This window comes from Streptomyces sp. NPDC050422, assembly GCF_044458665.1.
Taxonomy (GTDB): domain Bacteria; phylum Actinomycetota; class Actinomycetes; order Streptomycetales; family Streptomycetaceae; genus Streptomyces.
In genome coordinates, this window is sequence record NZ_JBITIE010000009.1 from 186,053 (window position 1) to 209,026 (window position 22,974).

Consider the following 22,974-nt stretch of genomic DNA (forward strand, 5'->3'; position numbering starts at 1 on the left):
GATGATGTGTCAGTAACCTTGCATCGCAAGCGACTTGTGTACCCAGGGGGGCGTATGGCTGTCGTAGTGGGTTCTGTGGCACCTGGCGAGGACGGTCCGATACCGGTCGTGGTGGACGCCGACGCGTACACCTCGGCCCGGTCGCCCGTCAGCGACGCGGACTCGCTGTACGGGAGCACGGAAACCAGGGACGGCGCCGGTTCCGCCCGGCGCGCGCTGGGGGCGGCGGGCGATCTGTACGGGGACGGCCTCGACCTCGCCCGGCGCTGCGCTTCCCAGGCCATGCGCAGGCTGGGCGACCTCGGGGACGGGCTGCGGCCCGACGAGGTCGAACTCCAGGTCGGCATCACCTTCGAGGCGGGCATGGCCGCCGTGGTGAAGGCCGGTGCGGAGGCGCAGATCCAGGTCACCTTCCGCTGGCAGCCGGGGCGCGAGGAGCAGGCGACCGCGGTGGTGGCCCCGTCGTGAGCGGTGCGGCGTCGGGGACGCCGGTTCCCATCCTTCCGTACAGCCGTGTCGTCGGGCAGAACGAGCTGAAGCTGGCCCTGGAGCTGAACTACATCGCTCCGGCCATCGGCGGCGTCCTCATCGTGGGACAGCGGGGCACGGCCAAGTCCACCGTGGTGCGGGCGTTCGCACTGATGACCGGCGGCCGGCTGCCGGTCACGCTGCCGATCAACGCGACAGACGACCGGGTCCTGGGCGGCTGGGAACTGGACGCCCTGATGCGCGGCGAGGCGAAGCGGCAGGCCGGACTGCTCGAGGAGGCGCACGAGAAGGGGATGCTGTACGTCGACGAGGTCAACCTCCTGGACGACCACATCGTCAACATCATCCTCGATGTCGTCTCCACCGGTGTCCTCTCCGTTCAGCGAGAAGGCATCGACACCGAGACCCATGTGTCCTTCGGGCTCGTCGGCACGATGAATCCGGAGGAGGGGAGCCTGCGGGCCCAACTCCTGGACCGTTTCGGTCTGATGGTGACCGCCGCCGAACTGGACCTCGAAGAACGCCACCGGATGATCACCACCGTGCTCACCTTCGAGGAGGAGCGGACCGTCCCCGATTCCGACTGGCTGCGCACCGCCGAGGAGGAGAACCGGAAGCAGCGGGACGACCTGATGGCCGCCCGCGACCGGCTGCCGGCGGTCCGGCTGGGCACGGACATCAGCAGGCTCTGCGCCGAAGCAGCCTCCCGGACGGGTGCCGTCGGACAGCGTGGTGACCTGCTGGTGGCCAAGGCCGCCCGGGCGCTGGCCGCCAAGGAGGGGGCGGGGCGGGTCGAGCCCCGGCACGTGCGCCGGGTCCTGTCGTTCGCGCTGCGCCACCGCAGGCCCGATTCCGTTCACGGTTCGGAGCTGAGCTGGGGGCCGGACGAGGACTCCGCTCTCGACGAGCTGTTCGGCTGAGTCGCGGATGGCTGCCCGTCCGGAACACGTGCAGGACCCGGGGGAGCCGGACGACGTCTCGCGCCGGCTGCTCGCCGCGCTCGTCTGCTCCGCCCTCGAACCGTCCCTCACCGGCGTCCTGCTCTTCGACCTCCCGCCCGAACACCTCCCCGCCGTCGCAGGCGTGTTCGCCCAGGTGCTGGGCCGGGCCGCCGGACATCCCCCGGGCACCGCGGTGTCGCGGACGGTGCTCGACGCGGGCACGGTCGACGAGGACCTCTGGATACGGCCCCGGGTGCACCGCGGCCCACGAGGCGTCGAGCTGACCTTCGTGCCCGGACCGCTGGCCGAGACGGGCGACGGTGCGCGGCTCGTCGTCGTGCCCGACCTGGCCCGGCTCAGCGTCCCGGGCATGCGGGCGGCCGTTCAGCTGCTCGGCACGGTCACCGCCACCCTCGAACACTCCGGCATCCGCCACCACTGGCGGCCCCGCGCGCGATGGCTGGCCTGCTGCCGGGCCGAGGACGCCGAACTCCTCTCCCCGCACCTGCTGGACCGCTTCCCCGTCCGCCTCGCCACCCCCGGACTGCGGCCGCTGCCGGGCACCGACCCGCTCGGAGAGCTCCCTGCCGACTGGGCCACCGCCCTCGACCCGACGACACCACGCCCACGTCTCACCCTCACCGAAGAGTTCGTACCGACGGTGCTGGAACTCCTGGCGGACCAGGAGAACGTCGGACACCGCCGGGAGCTCGCCCTGGCCCGCATCGCCCGCGCTTTGGCCCGGATGGATGGCGCCGGGCACGCCACGGTGGCCGGCGGTGCGCCGCTCGCCGGCTCGTTGCCGGTCACCGCCGACCACGTGGGCCGGGCCGCCCGGCTGATCCGCCTCCGCACCCGCACCCGTCCGGAATCACCCCTCGACGAGCCCTCGGAGCAGGACGCGCCCGCGTTCACGGGGCCCGGCCGCGACCCGGCCCGTCCCGAGCACCCGCGGACCGCGGAGCGCGGGACGGAGGCGGGAATCCCGGTGCACGACCCCGAATCCGCGGTCCCGCTCGGACTCGCTCCGGCGGCCGGGGAGCGGCAGCTCCCGGCCTCCCCGTACCCGGAGGACACCGCGGGCCCGGGGCCGGGCGGGGCTGTGCTGCGGACACCCGCCCGCCGCGCGACGGGCGCCCGCGCTTCCAGGGGCCCGGTCGTCGGGGTGCGGCGCGCCCGCGACCTGTGGGACCTGGCTCCGGTCCGTACCGCGATGGAGGCCGCCACATACCGGGCGCACCGGGGCGGCAGCGGGCCGCTGGTGATCCTTCCGCAGGACCTGCGCGGCTATGTCCGGGCGCCCGAACCGGTCCGGACGCTCACCCTCGTACTCGACCACACCTGCCGCGGGGACTGGGACTGGTCCGCGACGCTCGAACCGTTCGTCCACTGGGCCTACGTCACCCGGGCGTCCGTCCAGATCGTCGAGGTCGGCGGCGCGGGGGAGACGAACGAGCTGCGGGCCGGCGCGTTCACCGCCCGTTCCACCCGGGACCCCCGGATCGCGGCCGCGCTGGCCCGCCCGCCCGGCCGGGCCACCCCGCTCGCGCACGGGCTCGACCGGGCCGCGCACGCGCTGCGGCGCACCTTCCAGCACCATCGCGCCGGCCTCGTCGAAGCGTTGCTCGTCGTGGTCACCGACGGCCGGGGCAACGTACCGCTGGCCATGAGCCGGGCCGGGACGCGAGGGCGGGGCCCGGTACGACGGGCGGGTGTCGACGACGCCCTGGCCGTGGCCGCACGCATCCGTTCCCTGGGGCGGAGCCGGCTGCACTGCGTGGTCGTCGACCCGGGCCGGCACCCGTACACCCGCCTTCCGGCCACGCTGGCCGAGGCCCTCGGCTGCGGTGTCGTCGTGGGCCGGGCCGACCGGGATCCGCGGGTGGCCATCCATGGCTGAGGACCGCCTGCGTCTCATCCGCGGCATGGTCGCGGCAGCCGCTCAGGTGCTGCCGGGGCAGCGGACGCCGGTACCGGACGGGGTGCGCACGGCGCAGCCGCAAGGTCTCGGCCCGGCCCCCGCGCACCCCGGCCGGGCGCCGGACACGACGTACGCCCGCGTCCTCGTCGTGCGCCACCGCAAGAAGGCCCCGGAAGACCCGGACTTCGGCGTCCAGGCGTGGTGCGACGGTGTGGACGCGCTCCCTTACACCACGGGCAAAGGCTTCCTGCGGCCCGTCGACGTCAGCCTCGGCCACGCCCGGCGGGGCGGCACACCGCCGTCCGAACTCTTCAAGTCCATCGCACGCTGGTCGGGGTACCAGCACCGGCTGACGGGATGGATCAACCGGTGCCGGCAGGTCCACGGCGAGGCGCTGCAGATCGTCGTCCTCGACGAGACCGGCTTCGATCTGCCCTGGGAGGCACTCCACCTGCCTGCCGTGGCGGAGGCGGAACTTCCCGGAGGACCGCTGGGCGCGCTCGTCGATCTGGCCCGCTGGCTCGACGACTTCCCGGCCACGGCCGCCGAACCGAACGGGGCGGTTCTGGGCTTCTTCCATTCCGACATGGCTCGCGACCAGGAGTTCTTCCAGGGGTACGAGCACCAGACCCATTCCGGCATCGAGACCTTCCTCAACAGTCTCGACGACCTGTCGACGAAGCCGGTCGGCCTCGTCTACATGGGCTGCCACGGCACGTTCGACCCCGGCATCATCCACAACCTCACCCTCGCCGGCGAGACATGGGCCGACTACGACCGGCTCGGCATGAATGTCCTGCGCCGGGACGCCTCGCTGGTCTGCCTCAACGCCTGCCACTCGGGACGCTTCATCGACTACAACGGGGACGGTATGCAGGGGCTTCGGGGCTTCACCCAGGTGTTCCTGGAGAAGGGCGCCGGCGGCTGCATCGTCTCCGCCGGAGAAGTCGGTGACGCCGAGGCCCGCGTCATGATCCGCCGGATCGTCGACACCGTGACCGAGGACCCCGAACGGCCGGTGGCCCGCGCGCTGCGCTCCTTCCGTGCCGGAGTCCACGCGGCGTTCGCCGCCGGCGGCGACGTCCCGATGATGGTCAGGGACGACGGCACGTTCGACGCGGCACGGCAGAGGAACGTGCTGCGGCTGCTGTACAGCCTGATGTTCCAGTACTACGGACACCCGCTCAGCACCGTGCGCCTCACCGGGCGGTACCAGGGCGGCTCGGCCGGGGCGGAGGCGGATGCGTCGTGACCCAGGACGAACGTCCCCTGCTGATCGAGCCCGTGGTGGGCTGGCTGCCCGAGGTGGAACCCGGCCTCGTCCAGTGCGTCAGCGTCGATCTGCGCGGCCCGCTCGACGGGCGGGGCGGCACGGACGGCGACGCGTGGCCGTACGACGAGGAGGAACTGGCTTTCAGCGTCTCGCTGGACGGGGCCCCCTACTTCGTCTGCGAGGTGCTCGACGACCCGGGACTCGTACTGCACCGGTTCGGCGGTACGTACGGTCCGGCGAGGTTCCTCGTGACCGCGGGAACCTCCACCGGCGACGCCGTGCTGCGGCTGACCATCTTCAACCAGTGGGGTGCTTCGGTCCGCAAGGCCGAACTGCCCTGCGTCATCGTGGAGCCGGCCGGGTCCGCCGGGACGCGCCCTGCCGCCCGCAGCATTCCGGGGGCCCCGCCCGGCGGCGCTCCCGGGCATCCAGCGGAAGGGGGCGTGGGCGACCGGGGCCCCTGGAGGTCCGGCCCGCCGCCGGCACCAGTCCCGAGATCCGGCCGGCCCGCCGAGCCCGGCCGGCTCGACTCCAGCGTCACCGTCAGTTTCGCCGGGTTCAACCGGGCCTGGGCGGCGTGGATCGCGGACCGGCTGGAGCGGCGCGGGGTGACCGTGATCCACCGGCGCTGGGGCCCCCCGACCGAGCAGCAGCTGGCGGAGGCCCTCGGCGATCTCGCGCTTTCACCGGGCCGGGTCCTGGTCCTGCTCAGCGACTGGTACTTCCAGCTGGGCCCGCGCAGCCAAGAGGAGTGGGAGCGGGCCCTGCGCGAGGTCGTCGCCCCCGACCCGGACCGGTTCGCCGCGGTCTCCCTCACCACCTCGTTGCCACCGGGCGCCACCTCGCTGCTCGACGCGGCGGATCTCACCGGCATCGGTGCGCAGGAGGCGGAACGACGGCTGCTGGCGCGCTTGGGGCTGCCCGCCGACCCGCTGCCCGACCGGGCGGCTCGCGCGGGCCCCCGATTCCCGGCCGACATGCCCGAGGTATGGGGTGGGGTCCCGCGCCGTAACACCCGGTTCACCGGCCGTGAGGAACTGCTGCCGGTGGTGTACGAGACGCTGCAGAACGCCGGAGCGGGCGCCGGAGTGGTCACGTTGCACGGTCTGTCGGGAGCCGGCAAGACGCAACTCGCGGCCGAGTACGTCTACCGGTTCGGTTCCGAGTACGACGTGGTGTGGTGGGTGTCCGCCGACCGGCGGGCGCTCTACCGCCAGCAGCTCGCCGAACTCGCCCCCGAACTCGGCCTGCCCACGGGCGCCGAGTACGGCGAACGCCTGCGCGCCGTCCGCGACTCACTGCGCCGGGGAGATCCCTACTCCCGGTGGCTGCTGATCCTGGACGGCGCGGACGAACCCGATCAGATCCGGGACCTGGTGCCGACCGGCCCCGGGCACGTCCTGATCACCTCCCGCAACCCGGAGTGGAGCGAGCACAACAGCGCCCTCGTCGAGGTGGGCGTGTTCGCGCGCGACGAGTCGGTCGCCTTCATCCGCCGCCGGGCACCGCGGCTGACGCACGCCGAAGCGGACCGGCTGGCCGGGGCGCTGGAGGATCTCCCGCTGCTGCTCGACCAGACCGCGGGCTGGCTCAACGAATCGGACCTGTTGGTCGAGGAGTACATCGACCTCTTGGCCGGGGGGATCGACCAGGATGTCGTCAAGGTGTCCGCGGACTTCCCGCTGGCCTTCCAGACGGCCTGGTCGATCGTGCTGAACCAGCTCCGGGAAACCGTCCCGGAGTCCGTCGACCTGCTGCGCCTGTGCAGCTTCCTCGCGCCCGGCTCCGTTCCCGTACGGCTTCTGAAGGCGGTTCCGCCGGATGAACTGCCCGGACGGTTCGCGGCCCTGATGAACGATCCGCTGCTGTGGAACAAGGCGATCGGCCAGCTGCGCCAGTACTCCGTCGTCCGCCTGGAGTCCCACGACTCCGTCATCGACGACGCGACCTCCGGCGAGTCGATCTACCTGCACCGCATGATCCACCAGATCGTTCGCAAGAGCATGCCGGAAAGCGACCGGCAGGCATGCGCCGACGGTGCCTGCCGCGTCCTTGCCGCCGCCGATCCCGGTGACCCGTCGGACATCCGCCACTGGCCTGCCTACGCCGCTCTCACGCCCCACCTCACCTGGGCGGAAGTGCTGGACAGCACCGCTCCGCAGGTGCACCGACTGGTCCTCAACTGCCTGCGCTACATGTACCTTTCGGGAGAGTACGGCAGCGGCATCCGGTTCGCCCGTCCCGCGATGGAGTCCTGGGCGCGGCAGCTCCGACCGGTGGACGAGCGGGTCCTGGCCCTGCGCCACCACTACGCCAACCTGCTGCGGGCCGTCGGCGACTACCGCGGCAGCGAAGGCGTCGAGCGCGCCACCACGGAATTCCTGGCCACCGAACGCGGCGAACTGGACCTCGACCACCTGCGCGCCGCCGGCGGCCTCGCCGCCGATCTGCGGGGCCTCGGCCGCTACCAGGAGGCGCTGGACCTCTCCTCCTCGATCCTGGAGCGCGACCGGCTGCTGCTCGGCCCCGATGACCCCCGCACGCTCAACGCGCAGAACAACCTCGCCGTGTCCCTACGACTGCTCGGCCGGTACGAGGAAGCGAGGCGACAGGACGAACGCACCCTGGACCTGCGCCGGTCCGTCCTGGCGCCGAACGCGCCGCCGACCCTGTACTCGGAGATCAACCTCGCCATGGACCTGCGGCTCCTCGGCCGGCACCGGGAAGCGGAACTCGCCCTGCGGGAGACGGTCGCGCGCCATCTGCGGTGGATGGGCTCCAACAACCCACAGACGCTGCGCGCCCAATATCACCTGACGCTCTGCCAGTACGCCCTGGAAGGACCCGAGTCCGCGCTTCCGGCACTCGCCGCGACCAGGCAGAGCGCACTGCGGCTCCTCGGGGAGCACGATCCCCTCAGCCTCCTGATCGCCACGGCCGTCGCGACGGCGGAGAGGGAGGCCGGTGAATCCCGACAGGCACTGCAACTGCACGAACACGTGATGGCCGGCTACCGGCGGATGCTGGGCGACCGGCATCCGTACACCATCGGCGTCCAGGGCAACCTGGGGCTGACACACTGGTCGACCGGGGATCGCGATCTGGGCTCCCAGCTCGTCGAGCGGGCCCGCACCTTGATGGCGGGCGCGGTCGGCGAGGACCACCCCTGGACGATCGGCTGCGCGATGAACGCGGTCGTGATGAGGGCCCGCACGGGACAGCTCGGCGCCGCGCGTGAACTGGGCCGGGCCAGTTGCGAGCGCGCCAACGCCACGTTGACGTCCCGCCATCCGCTCTCCGTGGCCTGCTACGCGGCGATCGCCACCAGGCCTGCGGACGGCGACCCGCGGTTCTGGCCCTTCGAGCCGCTCATCACCTGAGCCCCGCACCCACGCCGAAGGGCCCGGCCCCGCGATCATCTCGCGGAGCCGGGCCCCTTTCGTACGGGTAAGGCGACCGGTCAGGCCTCGAAGACCTCAGCGACCAGCTGAGCCTGCTCCGCCTGGTGGCGCTTGGCCGAGCCGACCGCAGGGGACGAGCCGCGCGGCCGCGAGATGCGGCGCAGGCGCTCACCGTGCGGGACGTCGGCGCCGACGGCCAGGTCCAGGTGGTCGATCAGGTTCAGGGCGATGAACGGCCAGGCGCCCTGGTTGGCCGGCTCCTCCTGGGCCCACAGGTACTTCGCCGCGTTCGGGTACTTGGCGATCTCGGCCTGGATCTCCGCACCCGGCAGCGGGTACAGGCGCTCCAGACGGATGATCGCGGTCTCCGTGTCGCCACGCTTCTGACGCTCGGCGTCCAGGTCGTAGTAGACCTTGCCGGCGCAGAAGACGACCTTGCGGACCGCGCTCGGCTCGACCGAGCCGTCGCCGATCACCGGGCGGAAGCCGCCGGTGGTGAACTCCTCCGCCTTCGACGCCGCCGCCTTGAGGCGGAGCATCGACTTCGGGGTGAAGACGATCAGCGGCTTGTGGTGCGGGTTGTGCACCTGCCACCGCAGAAGGTGGAAGTAGTTCGACGGCAGGGTCGGCATCGCGACCGTCATGTTGTCCTGCGCGCACATCTGGAGGAAACGCTCCGGGCGGGCGGACGAGTGGTCCGGGCCCTGGCCCTCGTAGCCGTGCGGCAGCAGCAGCGTGACGCCGGAGGTCTGGCCCCACTTCTGCTCGGCCGAGGAGATGAACTCGTCGACGACGGTCTGTGCGCCGTTGACGAAGTCACCGAACTGGGCCTCCCAGATGACCAGCGACTCCGGGCGGGCCAGCGAGTAGCCGTACTCGAAGCCCATCGCCGCGTACTCGCTGAGCAGCGAGTCGTAGACGTTGTAACGGGCCTGCTCGTCGGTGAGGTAGAGCAGCGGGGTGTAGTCCTCGCCGGTCACCTGGTCGACCAGCACCGCGTGGCGCTGGCCGAACGTGCCGCGGCGGGTGTCCTGGCCGGCGAGCCGGACCGGGGTGCCCTCCATCAGCAGCGAACCGATGGCCATGGTCTCGCCCATGCCCCAGTCGATCGTGCCGTCCTCCACCGAGGCCGCGCGACGCTGCATCTGCGGCATCAGGCGCGGGTGGACGGTGATGTGGTCCGGGATGTTGACCTGCGACTCGGCGATCCGCTTCACGACCTCCTGGGAGATCGCGGTGGTCACGGCCACCGGGAACTCGGCCTGGGGGTCCGACACATGCGGCTGCGCCGGCTGCGAGGTGGCCTCACGGACCTCCGCGAACACCTTCTCCAGCTGACCCTGGAAGTCCTGGAGCGCCTGCTCCGCCTCTTCCAGCGTGATGTCGCCGCGACCGATGAGGGACTCGGTGTAGAGCTTGCGCACCGAGCGCTTCTTGTCGATCAGGGTGTACATCTGCGGGTTGGTGAACTGCGGGTTGTCGCCCTCGTTGTGACCGCGACGGCGGTAGCAGATGAGGTCGATCACGACGTCCTTGTTGAACGCCTGACGGAACTCGAAGGCGAGCCGTGCGACGCGGACGACGGCCTCGGGGTCGTCACCGTTGACGTGGATGATCGGCGCCTCGATCATGCGCGCGACGTCGGTGGCGTACATCGAGGAGCGCGACGCCTCCGGGGCGGCGGTGAAGCCGACCTGGTTGTTGATGACGACGTGCACGGTGCCACCGGTGCGGTAGCCGCGCAGCTGCGACATGTTGAGCGTCTCGGCGACGACGCCCTGGCCCGCGAAGGCCGCGTCGCCGTGGAGCGCGACGGGCAGGACCGTGAAGTCCGTGCCCGCCTTGTTGATGATGTCCTGCTTGGCGCGGGCGATGCCCTCCAGGACCGGGTCGACCGCCTCCAGGTGCGAGGGGTTGGCGGCCAGCGAGACCTTGATCTGCTCGCCGTCCAGACCGGTGAAGGTGCCCTCGGCGCCCAGGTGGTACTTGACGTCGCCGGAGCCGTGCATCGACTTCGGGTCGAGGTTGCCCTCGAACTCCCGGAAGATCTGCGCGTACGACTTGCCGACGATGTTCGCCAGCACGTTCAGCCGGCCGCGGTGGGCCATGCCGATGACGACCTCGTCGAGGCGGGCCTCGGCGGCGGAGTCGATGACCGCGTCGAGCAGCGGGATGACGGACTCGCCGCCCTCCAGCGAGAACCGCTTCTGGCCGACGTACTTCGTCTGCAGGAACGTCTCGAACGCCTCCGCGGCGTTCAGCCGGCGCAGGATGCGCAGCTGCTCCTCGCGCTCGGGCTTGGGGCGCGGACGCTCCACCCGGTCCTGGAGCCACTTGCGCTGCTTCGGGTCCTGGATGTGCATGAACTCGATGCCGGTGGTGCGGCAGTACGACTCACGCAGCACACCGAGGATGTCCCGGAGCTTCATCATCGTCTTGCCGGCGAAACCGCCGACCGCGAAGTCCCGCTCCAGGTCCCACAGGGTGAGGCCGTGCTCGGTGATGTCGAGGTCGGGGTGCTTGCGCTGGTGGTACTCCAGCGGGTCGGTGTCGGCCATGACGTGGCCGCGGACCCGGTAGGAGTGGATCAGCTCGAAGACCCGTGCGGCCTTGGTGACGTCGTCGTCGTGCGAGGCGTCGATGTCCTTGAGCCAGCGGACCGGCTCGTAGGGGATGCGCAGCGCCTTGAAGATCTCGTCGTAGAACTCGTTCTCGCCGAGCAGGAGCTGGGAGAGGATCCGCAGGAACTCGCCGGAGGCGGCGCCCTGGATGACCCGGTGGTCGTACGTCGAGGTCAGCGTCATGACCTTGGAGATGCCCAGCTTGTTCAGGGTGTCCTGCGACGTGCCCTGGAACTCCGCCGGGTAGTCCATCGCGCCGACGCCCATGATGAGGCCCTGTCCGGGCATCAGGCGGGGTACCGAGTGAACGGTGCCGATGCCGCCGGGGTTGGTCAGCGAGGCGGTGACGCCGGTGAAGTCGTCCATGCCGAGCTTGCCGTTGCGGGCCCGGCGGACGATGTCCTCGTAGGCCTGCCAGAACTCGAAGAAGTTGAGCGTCTCGGCCTTCTTGATGGCCGCGACGACCAGCTGGCGGTCGCCGTTCGGCTTCACGAGGTCGATGGCGAGGCCGAGGTTGATGTGCTCCGGCTTCACCAGGGTCGGCTTGCCGTCCTTCTGGGCGAAGGAGTAGTTCATCGCCGGCATGGCCTTGAGGGCCTGCACCATCGCGTACCCGATGAGGTGCGTGAAGGAGATCTTCCCGCCGCGGGCGCGCTTGAGGTGGTTGTTGATGACGATGCGGTTGTCGAAGAGCAGCTTCACCGGGACGGCGCGGACGGACGTGGCCGTCGGCAGCTCCAGCGAGGCGTTCATGTTCTTCGCGACTGCGGCGGACGGGCCGCGCAGCGTCACGTACTCGGGACCGGCCGGAGCCTCGGTCGCCGGAGCGGCCGGGGCCTTCGCGGCGGGAGCCGGTGCGGCCTTCACCGGTGCGGCCTTCACCGGAGCCGCCGGGGCGGCCGGTGCGGGCGCCGGGGCAGTCGGGGCGGCCGGAGCCTTGGCCGCGGGTGCGGCAGGCGTGGTGGGGGCCGGTGCGGTGGCGGCCGGGGCCGCGGGCACCGCAGCCCCCGCGGCTGCGGCGCCGGGAACGGGCTTGTCCGCCGTGCCGGACGTACCCGGCTTGTAGTCGGCGAAGAAGTCCCACCAGGCGCGATCGACCGAATTGGGATCCTGGAGGTACTGCTGGTAGATCTCGTCGACGAGCCACTCATTGGCGCCAAAAGCAGCAGCCGGGTTCGTACCCGGGCTTGCTTGGTCGGTCGAGATGCTCGAGTTACTGGGGGACTGAGACGACACGGCGGCAACCGCCCTCTTCCGCTTCACAAGGTGATGGACAGCGGAAATCAAGGCTACGCCTCCCCGGCCGTTCCATGCAGGCCGGGCCGGTCTTCGTCGTGCAAGTCACATCGAAAGTCGGGTTTCGGGGCAGGAAATGGCGGGAAACAAGCTTGGTTCCGCTTCACTCCGGGTACGCGAGACCGTAGTTACGGCCCCTTCGACCGTACCCCTTGAACAGAACACGTAGAACGTGCCCTTCCGGTTCGAACCCTATGTCAACCTCGCGGCTGATGGATCCCCGGAAGAGTGACGCGTATGCGGCAGCCGCGAGCTGATTCGGCCACACCGATCCGGCCGCCGTGCAGATCCACCGCCCAGCGGGCGATCGCGAGGCCCAGTCCCGTGCCGCCGTCGCTGCCCGGACCGTGCGGGGACGGCACCTCGCCGCGGTTGAAGCGCTCGAAGACCCGGTGCCGCTCGGACTCCGGGATGCCGGGGCCCTCGTCCATGACCTCCAGATGCAGCGACTCGGGCTGCCCGCCGCGCCGGGCGCGCACGGTGACCCGGCCGTGCGGTGGGCTGTGCTTCACCGCGTTGTCGATCAGGTTGGCCACCACCTGGTGCAGCCGCTCCGCGTCGGCGTGCGCGGTCAGTTCCGGCGGGGACACGTCCAGGTGCAGATGGACGTCCGTGCGGGAGTGGTTGCCGGAGCCGGAGGACAGCCGGCGGTGCGCGGCGGCGAGGTTCGCCTCCTTGAGGACCCCCGACAGATAGGGCCACACCTCGAAGCGGCCGGCCTTCAGCGTGACCACGCCGTTGTCCAGCCGGGACAGGTCCAGCAGCGTCTCCACCAGCCGGCCGAGCCGCTCCGTCTGTTTGAGCGCCGTCCGCATCGTCTCCGGATCGGCCGAGGACACCCCGTCCACGACGTTCTCCAGCACGGCTCTCAGCGCCGCGATGGGGGTGCGCAGCTCATGCGAGACGTTCGCCACCAGCTCCTTGCGGTGCCGGTCCACGGCGGCCAGGTCGTCCGCCATCAGGTTGATCGTCTGCGCCAGATCGCCGAGCTCGTCACGCCGGTCGGCGCCGCTCACGCGTCTGGTGTAGTCGCCGTGCGAGATCGACCGGGCCACGGCTCTCATCTCGTCCAGCGGCGCGGTCAGGCCGTGCGCCACGAACTGGGTGATCAGCAGGGTCGCGATCACCGAGAACACCGTGATGAACCGGAGCTCGGTGCGCGTGCGCACCGCCACCATGATCAACCCGGTCGTGATGAACACCGAGACCACGACCAGCGTGCCCAGCTTGGCCTTGATGGAGAACGGCCGGAGCCCCGGTCCGGGCGCGGTCATGGCGCTGGGGTCTCCAACGCGTAACCGACACCGTGCACGGTACGGATCCGCTCCGCGCCGATCTTCCGGCGCAGCGCCTTGATGTGGCTGTCGACGGTGCGGGTGCCCGAGGCGTCCGCCCAGTCCCAGACCTCCGCCAGCAACTGCTCCCGGGAGAGCACCGCGCGCGGGGTGTTGGCCAGGCAGACCAGCAGGTCGAACTCGGTCGGCGTCAGGTGCACGTCATCGGCGCGGACGCGCACCCGGCGCTGTGCGTGGTCGATCTCCAGCTCGCCGAGGCGGAGTATTCCGCTGCGGGGTGTCACGGCGGCCAGTGCGGCCCGCTCCACCCGGCGCAGCAGGACGTGGACCCGGGCCGCCAGCTCACGCATGGAGAACGGCTTGGTCATGTAGTCGTCCGCGCCGACGCCGAGGCCGACCAGCATGTCGGTCTCGTCGTCGCGGGCGGTCAGCATCAGCACCGGCACCGGGCGCTGGGCCTGCACGCGACGGCAGACCTCCAGGCCGTCGAAGCCGGGAAGCATGATGTCGAGCACCATCAGATCCGGCTGCCAGGCCTCGGCCGCGTCCACGGCCGCCGGGCCGTCGAGCGCGGTCTGCACCAGGAAGCCCTCGGCCCGCAGCCGGGCGGCAATGGCATCGACGATCGTGGCGTCGTCCTCGACCACCAGCACGCGGCGCTGCGCGCCCGGGGTGGCCGCGACACCTGTGTGGGTGGTGTGTGTCTGTTCCATCGCCCCGCCCCTGCCCGTTCTCACGGAGGCCATTCCCCCGGACGTACGGTCTTCGCTCGTGAATTTCGTGGGTGATCCCGCTATCGGTCAGCAGCGTAAAGGCAGCGGAGGGCTCCCGGCTACGCAGGGTGCAAGCCCGCGGGGGCGGGCCGGGGGAACAACGGAGGCGGAGTGTCGCGCTTGTGCCGCTTGGCCCCCGGGCGTCCCGGGGGCCCGTATACCCGGCGGGGGTTGTCAGGCTGCTCGAATTGCGAGATGGACCACGTCGGGCACACCTCGGGCAACGCCTACCTCTTCCGTCCTTACCCCACGGAATCCGGCATTCCGCAAGGCCTGTTCGAACTCCGTGGACGGCTGTGCGGACCACACCGCGAGCACGCCGCCCGGCGTGAGTCGTGCGAGGCAGTCGGCGAGCCCGGCGGGGGAGTAGAGATTCCCGTTGTCCTCGGTGACGGTCCAGTCCGGTCCGTTGTCGATGTCCAGACACAGCGCGTCGTAACGGTCCGTAGTCGTACGGAGGTGGGCGACGAGGTCCGTCGTCAGGACGACGGTCCGCGGATCGGCGAGCGCCGCCCCCGAGATCCCGGACAGCGGCCCGTCCAGGTGCCAGTCGACGATGGCCTGCTCCCGCTCGGCCACCGCGATCCGCCCCCACCTCGGCCCGTCGGCGGCCCGGGCGAGCGAGAACCCGACGCCGAGCCCGCCGATGAGTACCGCGGGGTCCTTCCTCCCTGCGGGCAGCGCGTCGAGCGCGGCATCGATCAGCAGCCGCTCGGAGCGCCCGTCGGAGGTGTCCATCAGGAAACACCCGTTGGCGATGATCTCGAAGTCGTCGCCCCGCCTGCGCAGGACGACCTCCCCGTACGGTCCCTCGCGGCGGTCCAGGGTGACGGGGGCGAGGGCGTCGGGGCCGAAGGTGAGGGGCATGGCGCTGGTCTCCGGTGGATGGCGGTCGGTGTCCCGTCATCCTGTCGCTTGCCGCAGCCGCCGGGCCAGCGGTTTCCCCGAACGGGGGGGCGTCGTCAGCCGCGTTCGCGGCGCGGCCCGCGTACGGCGAACAGCGTCGCCCCCGTCGCGTACGCCACCGAGGCCACCACCCACGCCCCGGCCTGCGGCCCCGGCTGCATCAGCCAGGCCCATACGGAGGCGGCGCCGCCCGGAGTGCGCGGGGCCGCCAGGTACACCGCGCCGCCGTACACCGTCATCGGCAGCCAGCTCAGCCGGGCGCCGATCAGGGCGGCCGAGGCGGCCGCCACCCCGGTCGCACCGAGCACGTTACGGACCATGCCCGGTGCGCCGAAGGCCTCGGGATGTCCGGGGACGGCCAGCGCGAGAGCCGTCGCGGCCGGCACGGTGAGCGCGAGCAGATGCAGCAGCCGCCGCGGCCACCAGCGGCGCACGGCTGTCCGGTCGAGCTCGTCGGCGGCGGCGTACAGGCTGGTGCCGATCGCGGCCGACACCAGCATCGGGGCCAGCACGAGGACCGGGACGCGGGCACTGTGGTTGAAGTAGGTCCGGCTCACCAGCCAGTCGGCGGCCCAGGCGGCGACCAGGACGATGCACGTCAGCGCGGCGGCGGTACGGGGCACGGCGCGGGAGCGCAGACAGAGGACGGGAACGGTGCCGGATGCGCGGTTCACAGGGCCGGCACCTCGGACGGGTCGCAGCTCGTGCGCGTGGCGAGGAAGCGGCCGAGCCAGGCCCGGCGCTCGGGGGCCGGCATCGTTTCGAGCCGGCGCTGCTGCGGGGTCTTCTCCGCGTCGACGGGACGCCAGGGCTCGGGACCGGCGAGCCAGCCCCTGACGGCATCGTCGGTGGACACGAGCCGCTCGGAGCCCGCCTGCTCCGCCTTGGTCGCCGGGTCCGGGCAGTCCCGGTTCACCACCTGGTAGGCCACCTGCCGGGCGAAGTCCTGCGGGTGCTGCAGCCGCCCTCGCCGGACGTACCAGCCGATGTCCGGCGTCGGCACCCAGACCTCGGCGGTGCCGTCCAGGGGCTGCTGGTTCACGTAGCGGGCCGGTGCCCCCGGCACTCCGTCCAACCGCCCGAACAGCCCGGACAGCGCCTCGGATACCTGGGGCAGCAGCGATGCGTCGTACGCGGTCAGACAGAGCTGCGGGGTGCCGTCCGCGCAGACGAGCCGACCGGCGGCCGGGTCGTCCCGGATCAGGCTGGAGCCTGTGTGCACGATCAGCGGCGCGACCGCCGCCGCAACGACCAGTGGTACGACGGCGAGAATCCGGCGCCTGGCCGCGTGGGCGATCAGTGCGGCGAGAGCGAGACCGCAGGTCCAGGCCACCATCGCCGGGGCGAACCACCACACCGGCAGCGATCTGGTGAGCATGTACTGCATGGCCGGGTCGAGGTACTGCGCCGACGATTCGGAGTAGTTGGGCACGCCGAGGGCCAGGTACAGAAGCACGGCGAGCACCGGCGCGGCCAGCCGCCACCGGCACCGTTGACCGACTGCGTACCCCACCAGCCCCATGGCCACCAGGACGCCGGCGTCCACTACGGCGAGGGACAGGAACGGGCTGCCGCCGCCTGTGTACGGCCAGGTGGCCACGAGCGACGCGGCCAGCACGACGAGATACCCGGCGACCGACCACAGTACGACCGGCAGTGCGGCCACCAGCACCCGCGACGCGCGGGGGAGCGGGGTCGAGCGCCAGAGTTCGTCGGTGCCGCGCCGGTAGTCACGGGCGCCGGCCCAGCAGGCCGCGGCCGCCACCATCGGCCCGGCGAGGAGGGTGGCCACGGAGTGCAGATATCCCTGGGTCTCGCCCCAGTCGCCCTGCCACGTATCGGCCTTGTTCACCATGGGGACGGCGAGCATGACCGCCGTACACGCACCGGTCCACGGCGCGATGCCGCGGCGCAGCTCGGTCCGCAGCGCGAGAAGGGTCGAGCGGTATGCGGCGCGTGAGCGGGTGGAGCGGTGCATCGGGGGGTCCTGCTGCTCCGCGACGGGGGTGCCGGTCGTCGTCATCGGGCCCCCGCCTTCGCACGGTGGGTACGCAGGGCGGCGGTGTAGCCGCGCTCGATGGGGCTGCCGTCGAGCTCGGCCCCCTCGCTACCCAGGGCCGCCAGTTCGGCCGTGGTCCCCCGGTACGCGACCTGGCCCGCCTCGACCAGCGTCACATCGGCGCAGGCCGTGGCCACGTCCTCGACCAGGTGTGTGGAGAGGATCACCGTGGTCCGTTCGCCGAGCTCCCGCATCAGGGTGCGGAACTCGACCCGCTGCTCCGGGTCCAGACCCGCGGTCGGCTCGTCGAGCAGCAGCAGATCCGGTTCGTTGACGATCGCCTGGGCGATGCCGACGCGCCGCACCATGCCGCCGGACAGGGTCTTCATCCGGGCGTCGATCCGGTCCGTCAGGCCCACCCGGTCCACCGCACGCTCCACGGCGCCCGCGATCAGGGCGCCGTCCATCTCCTTGAGCCATGCCACGTACGCGACGAACTCGCGGACGGTGAAGCCCGGGTAGAAGCCGAACTCCTGCGGCAGATAGCCCAGCCTGCGCCGGACCGCCGCGCGGCTGCGGTGATCCGCCTCCGCACCCACCTCGCTGCCCAGCAGCTCGACCCGCCCGGCGGTCGGGGCGGCAGCCGTGGACACCACCCTGATCAGCGACGTCTTGCCCGCCCCGTTGGGTCCGAGGAGCCCGTGCACACCGAGGGCGAAGTCCAGATCGACGCCGTCCAGGGCGGTCGTCCGGCGATGCCGGACCGTCAGCCCGGTGACCTTGACGGTGCTGCTCATGCGATCACGCTCATGACTTCTCCAGATGGTCGAATGATCGGCGGCGCAGGGCCAGCAGCCCGGCGCAGAGCACCGCCGCGGCCGCCCAGCCGCTCTGTGCGGCGGTCCCCGCGAAGTACCGGGTGGCCGGTTCGGCCGCGTCGAAGATGCGCGACGGCGACGTACCGAAGGCCGGCAGGACGACGGCGGCGGCCCAGCACGCGGCGACGGACGAGGCGCCCGTGCGGCAGCCGACGTACGAGCCGAGCGCCAGCGCCCCCAGCGTCATGGCGAGCCCCGGCAGCAGCCAGGCCACCGCCCCCGGTCCGCCCGCCGACGAGGGCAGCGCCGCCCCGGCGAGCGTGAGCACGGGGACGGCCACCGCGAGTACCGCCGTGGTCCTGACTAGCAGCAGCCGAAGCCCGCCGCCCGGGGTCGTGGTGGCGATCTCGTGCATCGGGTCGGCGTGGCGCCCGTACGAGACGCCGACCCCGGCCAGCGGCAGCACCGGAGCGACGACGAGGAGCAGGGGGCGGGCCGCGCCGCCGAGTCCGCCGACGTACGCCAGGGCGACGGCCCCGAGCGCCACGAGCAGCAGCGCCCCGGCCCACGCCCCCCGGAGGGCCGGGCCGGCGGCCCACACCACCCGCCCGAGCCGGGAGGCGGGCCCCGGCAACCGCGGGGCTCCCCGTACCGGCTCCGCCTCCGCGACCGCGAGCACCGCGGTGCGGATGTCCGCCAGCAGCGGTGCCGCGGCCCCCCGGCCGCGTACCGCCGCCGACACCCGGTCCGCGCAGTGTGCGCACGACTCGACGTGCTTCTCCAGCGACCAGGCGTCGGTCTCGGCGGCGGTCCCCGCCGCGTACCGCCCGGCCAGTTCGTCCCCCACATGCCAGGCCGTCATGCCGTGCCTCCCAACGGACCGTTCTCCACAACCAGCCGGTCCAGTGCGGCCCGCAGCTCTCGCCGGGCCCGCATCGCCCGGGTCTTGACCGTCCCCTCCGGTATGCCGAGCAGCCGGGCGGCCTCCCGGGTCGTCAGCCCGTCGATGACCGTCGCCCGCAGGACCTCCCGGAGCTCGGGCGAGATCCGCTCGAGCGCGGCACCCACGTCGCCGTACTCCAGACCGGCCAGGACCCGGTCCTCGGCGGACGGCACGGCGGCCGCCCACTCCGCGCCGCCGGCGCTCTCGGCCTGTGCCACGCGCTCCGTCCTGGCCCGGGTCCGCTGCGCGTCGACCAGCCGGCGGGCGGCGATCACCCAGAGCCAGCCGCCGGCCTCGGCACCGCGGTGCGAACCGGCGGAACGCCAGGCCGTGACGAAGGTGTCCTGCAGCACCTCCCGTACGGTCTCGGCGTCCGCGCACCGCCGGTTCAGCCGGGCCAGCAGCCAGCCGGCGTGCCGGTCGTAGAGCGCGGCCAGCGCGGTCGTGTCCCCCTGCGCGACGGCACGCAGCAGCGCCTCGTCGTTCCGGTCGTCCCCCGAGGGGTGCACGTCGCTCACACCTCCTCTATCGGAGCCGGGAGCCCGGTCGGTTCACGTACGCCGCATCCGGACCCGGTCAGGGACGTGGCGCCTTCTCGCCGTGCACCGCGATGTGCTCGGCCGCCAGCCAGGGCGCCAGGTCGTCGACGAGCATGGGCAGGACGGCCGGATCGGCGGTCGGGGTGCGGCCCGTGCGCGCGGCCGGCCGCATCTGCTCGGCCCGCTCGGGAAGATGCGGGCGGTAGCGGGCGAAGAGCTCGGCCGACTCGGCCAGGTCACTGGTCCAGCCTCCTCCGTGATCCGGGAACGGGCCGCCGCGACGACAGGCGCGACCCCCTCCTGCACCCGGCTCAGTGAGCCCTCCCACGCGATCGTGCCGTCCCTATTCGGCCCTCGGTCGTCGTCCATACGGGTACTCTGCCCGCCCCGCTCCCCCCTGACCACGGCATATACCCCGTGACTCCGGCTACGCCTCCGGCGGAGCCGTGAACGTCACGTCCGCGGCCCGTGTGGTGACATCCGCGTCCGCGCTGATGGCCCACGCGGCGACCCGGGAGACCACGGCGGCCGGGACCGCCGCGCTGATCCCGGGAGCCGCCGGGATGTCCTGCGTCGCATGCGCGTCATGGGGGAGAACGACCCGGTAGTCCTGGGCCAGGGCCGAGCGGGCCGTCGCCTGGACGCACACCTCCGACATCACGCCACAGACGGCGACTGCCCTGACGCCCGCCCCGCTCAGCAGGGAGCCCAGCGACGTGCCGGCGAAGCCGTCGTCCCTGGTCTTGCGGATCACGGACTCCGTGGGCCCCGCCTCGACCCGCAGGTGGAGGGCCCAGCCGGGCGTGTGGGGTTCGTCGCCCGCGCCGGGAGCACCGTCGTTCTGGAGGTGCACGACGAGTGCACCGCTCTGCCGTGCCCGCGCGATCAGGTCCGCGGTCCGCTCCAGCAGTTCGGGCGCGCCGGGCACGGCCCTGTCTCCGGTCACCCCCGCCTTCTGGACGTCCACGACGAGCAGGGCCTGCACGGGAAGGAGGGAATCGGCCATGGGCCCATCCTGGTCGGCCGGACCCTCGTCCTCCACGGGATTTCGCGCCCGATGTGCTGCACGATGTCGCGCCCGATTGCGCGTACGCGGGCCCGTGCGGTCGCGGGATTACGGCGGTCCCGCCCGCTGTTGCACCCAGGGCAGGCCGCGGCTGTCATGCCGCGATCGCTCAGAGCGAACGCACCCCGGGGAACATTGAGCGGCTCACTAGCATTGAGTCCACATAGCTCAACTTGACTGCCAAAGGGGAGATCATGGCTACTGAGTCCAATGCGGTCACACCGCTCACCCTGCCCGTGCTGCCGCTCGACGACGAGGTCGTGCTGCCCGGAATGGTGGTGCCTCTCGACCTGTCCGAGAGCGATGTACGCGCCGCGGTGGAGGCCGCACAGGCCGCAGCCCGCGAAGCCGGCGGCAAGCCCGAGGTGCTGCTCGTTCCGCGCATCGACGGGACCTACACCGGCATCGGTGTCGTGGGGACCGTCGAGCAGGTCGGGCGACTCTCGGACGGTGACCCGGGCGCCCTCATCCGCGGCCGTGGACGGGTGCGCATCGGGGCCGGGACCAGCGGTCCCGGTGCCGCGCTCTGGGTGGAAGGGACACGGGTCGACGTCTCCGTCCCCGAACCCCTCCCCGGAGCCGTCGCCGAGCTGGTCAAGGAGTACAAGGCGCTCGCCACCAGCTGGCTGAAGGGGCGCGGTGCCTGGCAGGTCGTGGACCGGGTCCAGCAGATCGAGGACGTCTCCGCGCTCGCCGACAACTCCGGATACTCCCCCTTCCTCACCACCGCCCAGAAGGTGCGGCTGCTGGAGACGACCGACGCGGTCGCCCGGCTGAAGCTCGCCATCCAGTGGCTCGGCGAACACCTCGCCGAGCAGGACGTCGCCGAGTCCATCGCCAAGGACGTCCAGGAGGGCGTCGACAAGCAGCAGCGCGAATTCCTGCTGCGGCGCCAGCTCGACGCCGTACGCAAGGAGCTCTCCGAGCTCAACGGCGACCCGGAGGACGAGTCCGACGACTACCGGGCGCGCGTCGAGGCCGCTGACCTCCCCGAGCACGTCCGCGAGGCGGCGCTCAAGGAGGTCGACAAGCTGGAGCGCTCCTCGGACCAGAGCCCCGAGGGCTCCTGGATCAGGACCTGGCTCGACACCGTCCTGGAACTGCCGTGGACCGAGCGGACCGAGGACGCGTACGACATCAAGGGCGCCCGGGAGATCCTCGACGCCGAGCACGCGGGCCTGCAGGACGTGAAGGAGCGCATCACCGAGTACCTCGCGGTACGCAAGAGGCGCGCCGACCGCGGACTGGGCGTCGTCGGGGGCCGGCGCGGCGGTGCCGTGCTGGCCCTGGTCGGGCCGCCCGGGGTCGGAAAGACCTCGCTCGGCGAGTCCGTGGCGCACGCCATGGGCCGCAAGTTCGTCCGCGTCGCACTCGGCGGTGTCCGTGACGAGGCGGAGATCCGCGGCCACCGGCGTACGTACGTCGGCGCGCTCCCCGGACGCATCGTCCGCGCCATCAAGGAGGCCGGTTCGATGAACCCGGTCGTCCTCCTCGACGAGATCGACAAGGTCGGCTCCGACTTCCGCGGCGACCCCGCCGCAGCCCTCCTCGAAGTGCTCGACCCGGCCCAGAACCACACCTTCCGCGACCACTACCTGGAGGTCGAACTCGACCTCAGCGACGTCGTCTTCCTGGCTACGGCGAATGTGCTCGACGCCATCCCGGAGGCACTGCTCGACCGGATGGAACTGGTCAGGCTCGACGGCTACACCGAGGACGAGAAGGTCGTCATCGCCCGCGACCACCTGCTCCCGCGCCAGCTGGAGCGGGCCGGTCTGGAGGAGGACGAGGTCACCCTCGACGAGTCCGCGCTGCGCAAGCTGGCCGGCGAGTACACGAGGGAGGCCGGGGTCCGGAATCTGGAGCGGGCCGTCGGGAGGCTGCTGCGCAAGGTCGCGGCCCAGCACGAACTGGGCGACCGCGAACTGCCGTTCACGGTGACCGAGGACGATCTGCGCGGTCTCGTCGGCCGGCCGCACCACGTCCCCGAGTCCGCCCAGGACCCGGCCGAGCGCCGCACCGCGGTGCCGGGCGTGGCCACCGGGCTCGCGGTGACCGGGGCGGGCGGTGACGTGCTCTTCGTGGAGGCGTCGCTGGCCGATCCGGAGACCGGGGCGTCCGGACTGACCCTCACCGGTCAGCTCGGCGACGTGATGAAGGAGTCCGCGCAGATCGCGCTGAGCTTCCTGCGGTCGCACGGTGCGGAGCTGGAGCTGCCGGTCGCGGACCTCAAGGACCGGGGCGTGCACATCCACTTCCCGGCGGGCGCGGTCCCCAAGGACGGCCCGAGTGCGGGCATCACCCTGACGACCGCGCTGGCCTCGCTGCTCTCCGGACGGCTGGTCCGTACGGATGTGGCGATGACCGGTGAGGTGTCGCTGACCGGACGGGTGCTGCCGATCGGCGGCCTGAAGCAGAAGCTGCTGGCCGCCCACCGCGCGGGCATCACCACCGTGGTGATCCCCCAGCGCAACGAGGCAGACCTGGACGACGTCCCCGCCGAGGTGCTGGACACCCTGGAGGTCCACCCGGTCACCGACGTCCGCCAGGTCCTGGAGATCGCCCTCGCCCCGGCCTCGGCCCCGGCGGAGCGGAGGATCCCGGCCGCGGCCTAAGGGTCTGTGGGCGCTGCGGACACGACCGGAGCGGACGGCCCGTCATCCCTCGCGGGGAGGCGGGCCGTTCCGCGTGAG

Annotated in this window: 17 protein-coding genes; 6 read left to right on the forward strand and 11 right to left on the reverse strand. The window is 72.0% G+C overall.

The annotated features are described in order from the left end of the window. The first annotated feature begins 54 nt into the window (after nt 1-54). From ACIBJG_RS16110 to fxsT, 5 genes are read left to right on the forward strand one after another with little or no spacing between them, the layout of a single operon-like run. Nucleotides 55-468, forward strand: a complete 414-nt coding sequence (locus ACIBJG_RS16110) for a CU044_2847 family protein (protein WP_399308114.1) — start codon at nt 55-57, stop codon at nt 466-468. Next, the gene (locus ACIBJG_RS16115; RefSeq protein WP_399308115.1) at nt 465-1,409 is read left to right on the forward strand and encodes an AAA family ATPase; all 945 of its coding nucleotides are present in this window, start codon (nt 465-467) and stop codon (nt 1,407-1,409) included. The genes ACIBJG_RS16110 and ACIBJG_RS16115 overlap by 4 nt, the downstream gene beginning before the upstream one ends. Nucleotides 1,410-1,416: 7 nt before the next feature. Beyond that, the gene (locus ACIBJG_RS16120; RefSeq protein WP_399308117.1) at nt 1,417-3,330 is read left to right on the forward strand and encodes a hypothetical protein; all 1,914 of its coding nucleotides are present in this window, start codon (nt 1,417-1,419) and stop codon (nt 3,328-3,330) included. Then, nucleotides 3,323-4,603, forward strand: coding sequence for a CHAT domain-containing protein (locus ACIBJG_RS16125; protein ID WP_399308119.1), 1,281 nt, complete (start codon nt 3,323-3,325; stop codon nt 4,601-4,603). Before ACIBJG_RS16120 ends, ACIBJG_RS16125 begins: the two co-directional genes overlap by 8 nt. Beyond that, nucleotides 4,600-8,004, forward strand: coding sequence for an FxSxx-COOH system tetratricopeptide repeat protein (fxsT, locus tag ACIBJG_RS16130; protein ID WP_399308120.1), 3,405 nt, complete (start codon nt 4,600-4,602; stop codon nt 8,002-8,004). The genes ACIBJG_RS16125 and fxsT overlap by 4 nt, the downstream gene beginning before the upstream one ends. Before the next feature lie 80 nt (nt 8,005-8,084). Here the strand turns inward: fxsT and ACIBJG_RS16135 are convergent, their stop codons facing one another. The 11 genes from ACIBJG_RS16135 to ACIBJG_RS16185 all read right to left on the reverse strand — a co-directional run bounded on the left by ACIBJG_RS16135 (nt 8,085) and on the right by ACIBJG_RS16185 (nt 20,221). Next, nucleotides 8,085-11,882, reverse strand: a complete 3,798-nt coding sequence (locus ACIBJG_RS16135) for a multifunctional oxoglutarate decarboxylase/oxoglutarate dehydrogenase thiamine pyrophosphate-binding subunit/dihydrolipoyllysine-residue succinyltransferase subunit (protein ID WP_399308121.1) — start codon at nt 11,880-11,882, stop codon at nt 8,085-8,087. A 257-nt stretch (nt 11,883-12,139) separates the two neighbouring features. Next, on the reverse strand, nt 12,140-13,216 hold the full coding sequence (locus tag ACIBJG_RS16140; RefSeq protein ID WP_399308123.1) for an ATP-binding protein: 1,077 nt from the start codon (nt 13,214-13,216) through the stop codon (nt 12,140-12,142). After that, nucleotides 13,213-13,950, reverse strand: a complete 738-nt coding sequence (locus ACIBJG_RS16145) for a response regulator transcription factor (RefSeq protein ID WP_148020697.1) — start codon at nt 13,948-13,950, stop codon at nt 13,213-13,215. The genes ACIBJG_RS16140 and ACIBJG_RS16145 overlap by 4 nt, the downstream gene beginning before the upstream one ends. 234 nt (nt 13,951-14,184) lie before the next feature. Further along, on the reverse strand, nt 14,185-14,877 hold the full coding sequence (locus ACIBJG_RS16150) for a spermidine synthase (protein ID WP_399308124.1): 693 nt from the start codon (nt 14,875-14,877) through the stop codon (nt 14,185-14,187). Nucleotides 14,878-14,972: 95 nt separating this feature from the next. Beyond that, a complete protein-coding gene (locus ACIBJG_RS16155) occupies nt 14,973-15,590 on the reverse strand; it encodes a hypothetical protein (RefSeq protein WP_399308126.1) in 618 nt (205 codons plus the stop codon). After that, nucleotides 15,587-16,939: a hypothetical protein gene (locus ACIBJG_RS16160; RefSeq protein WP_399308128.1), complete on the reverse strand. Its 1,353-nt coding sequence runs from the start codon at nt 16,937-16,939 to the stop codon at nt 15,587-15,589. The genes ACIBJG_RS16155 and ACIBJG_RS16160 overlap by 4 nt, the downstream gene beginning before the upstream one ends. Beyond that, on the reverse strand, nt 16,936-17,712 hold the full coding sequence (locus tag ACIBJG_RS16165) for an ATP-binding cassette domain-containing protein (protein ID WP_399308129.1): 777 nt from the start codon (nt 17,710-17,712) through the stop codon (nt 16,936-16,938). Before ACIBJG_RS16165 ends, ACIBJG_RS16160 begins: the two co-directional genes overlap by 4 nt. A gap of 10 nt (nt 17,713-17,722) precedes the next feature. Then, on the reverse strand, nt 17,723-18,595 hold the full coding sequence (locus tag ACIBJG_RS16170; protein WP_399308131.1) for a hypothetical protein: 873 nt from the start codon (nt 18,593-18,595) through the stop codon (nt 17,723-17,725). Then, on the reverse strand, nt 18,592-19,194 hold the full coding sequence (locus tag ACIBJG_RS16175; protein WP_399308133.1) for an RNA polymerase sigma factor: 603 nt from the start codon (nt 19,192-19,194) through the stop codon (nt 18,592-18,594). Before ACIBJG_RS16175 ends, ACIBJG_RS16170 begins: the two co-directional genes overlap by 4 nt. A 58-nt stretch (nt 19,195-19,252) precedes the next feature. Further along, on the reverse strand, nt 19,253-19,543 hold the full coding sequence (locus tag ACIBJG_RS16180) for a hypothetical protein (RefSeq protein ID WP_399308135.1): 291 nt from the start codon (nt 19,541-19,543) through the stop codon (nt 19,253-19,255). A 99-nt stretch (nt 19,544-19,642) separates the two neighbouring features. Beyond that, entirely contained in the window at nt 19,643-20,221 is a 579-nt protein-coding gene (locus ACIBJG_RS16185) for an isochorismatase family protein (RefSeq protein WP_399308137.1), read from the reverse strand. Between the two features lie 254 nt (nt 20,222-20,475). Here ACIBJG_RS16185 and lon point away from each other — a divergent pair, with 254 nt between their 5' ends. Continuing rightward, a complete protein-coding gene (gene lon, locus ACIBJG_RS16190; protein ID WP_399308138.1) occupies nt 20,476-22,896 on the forward strand; it encodes an endopeptidase La in 2,421 nt (806 codons plus the stop codon). The last annotated feature ends 78 nt before the right edge of the window (nt 22,897-22,974 follow it).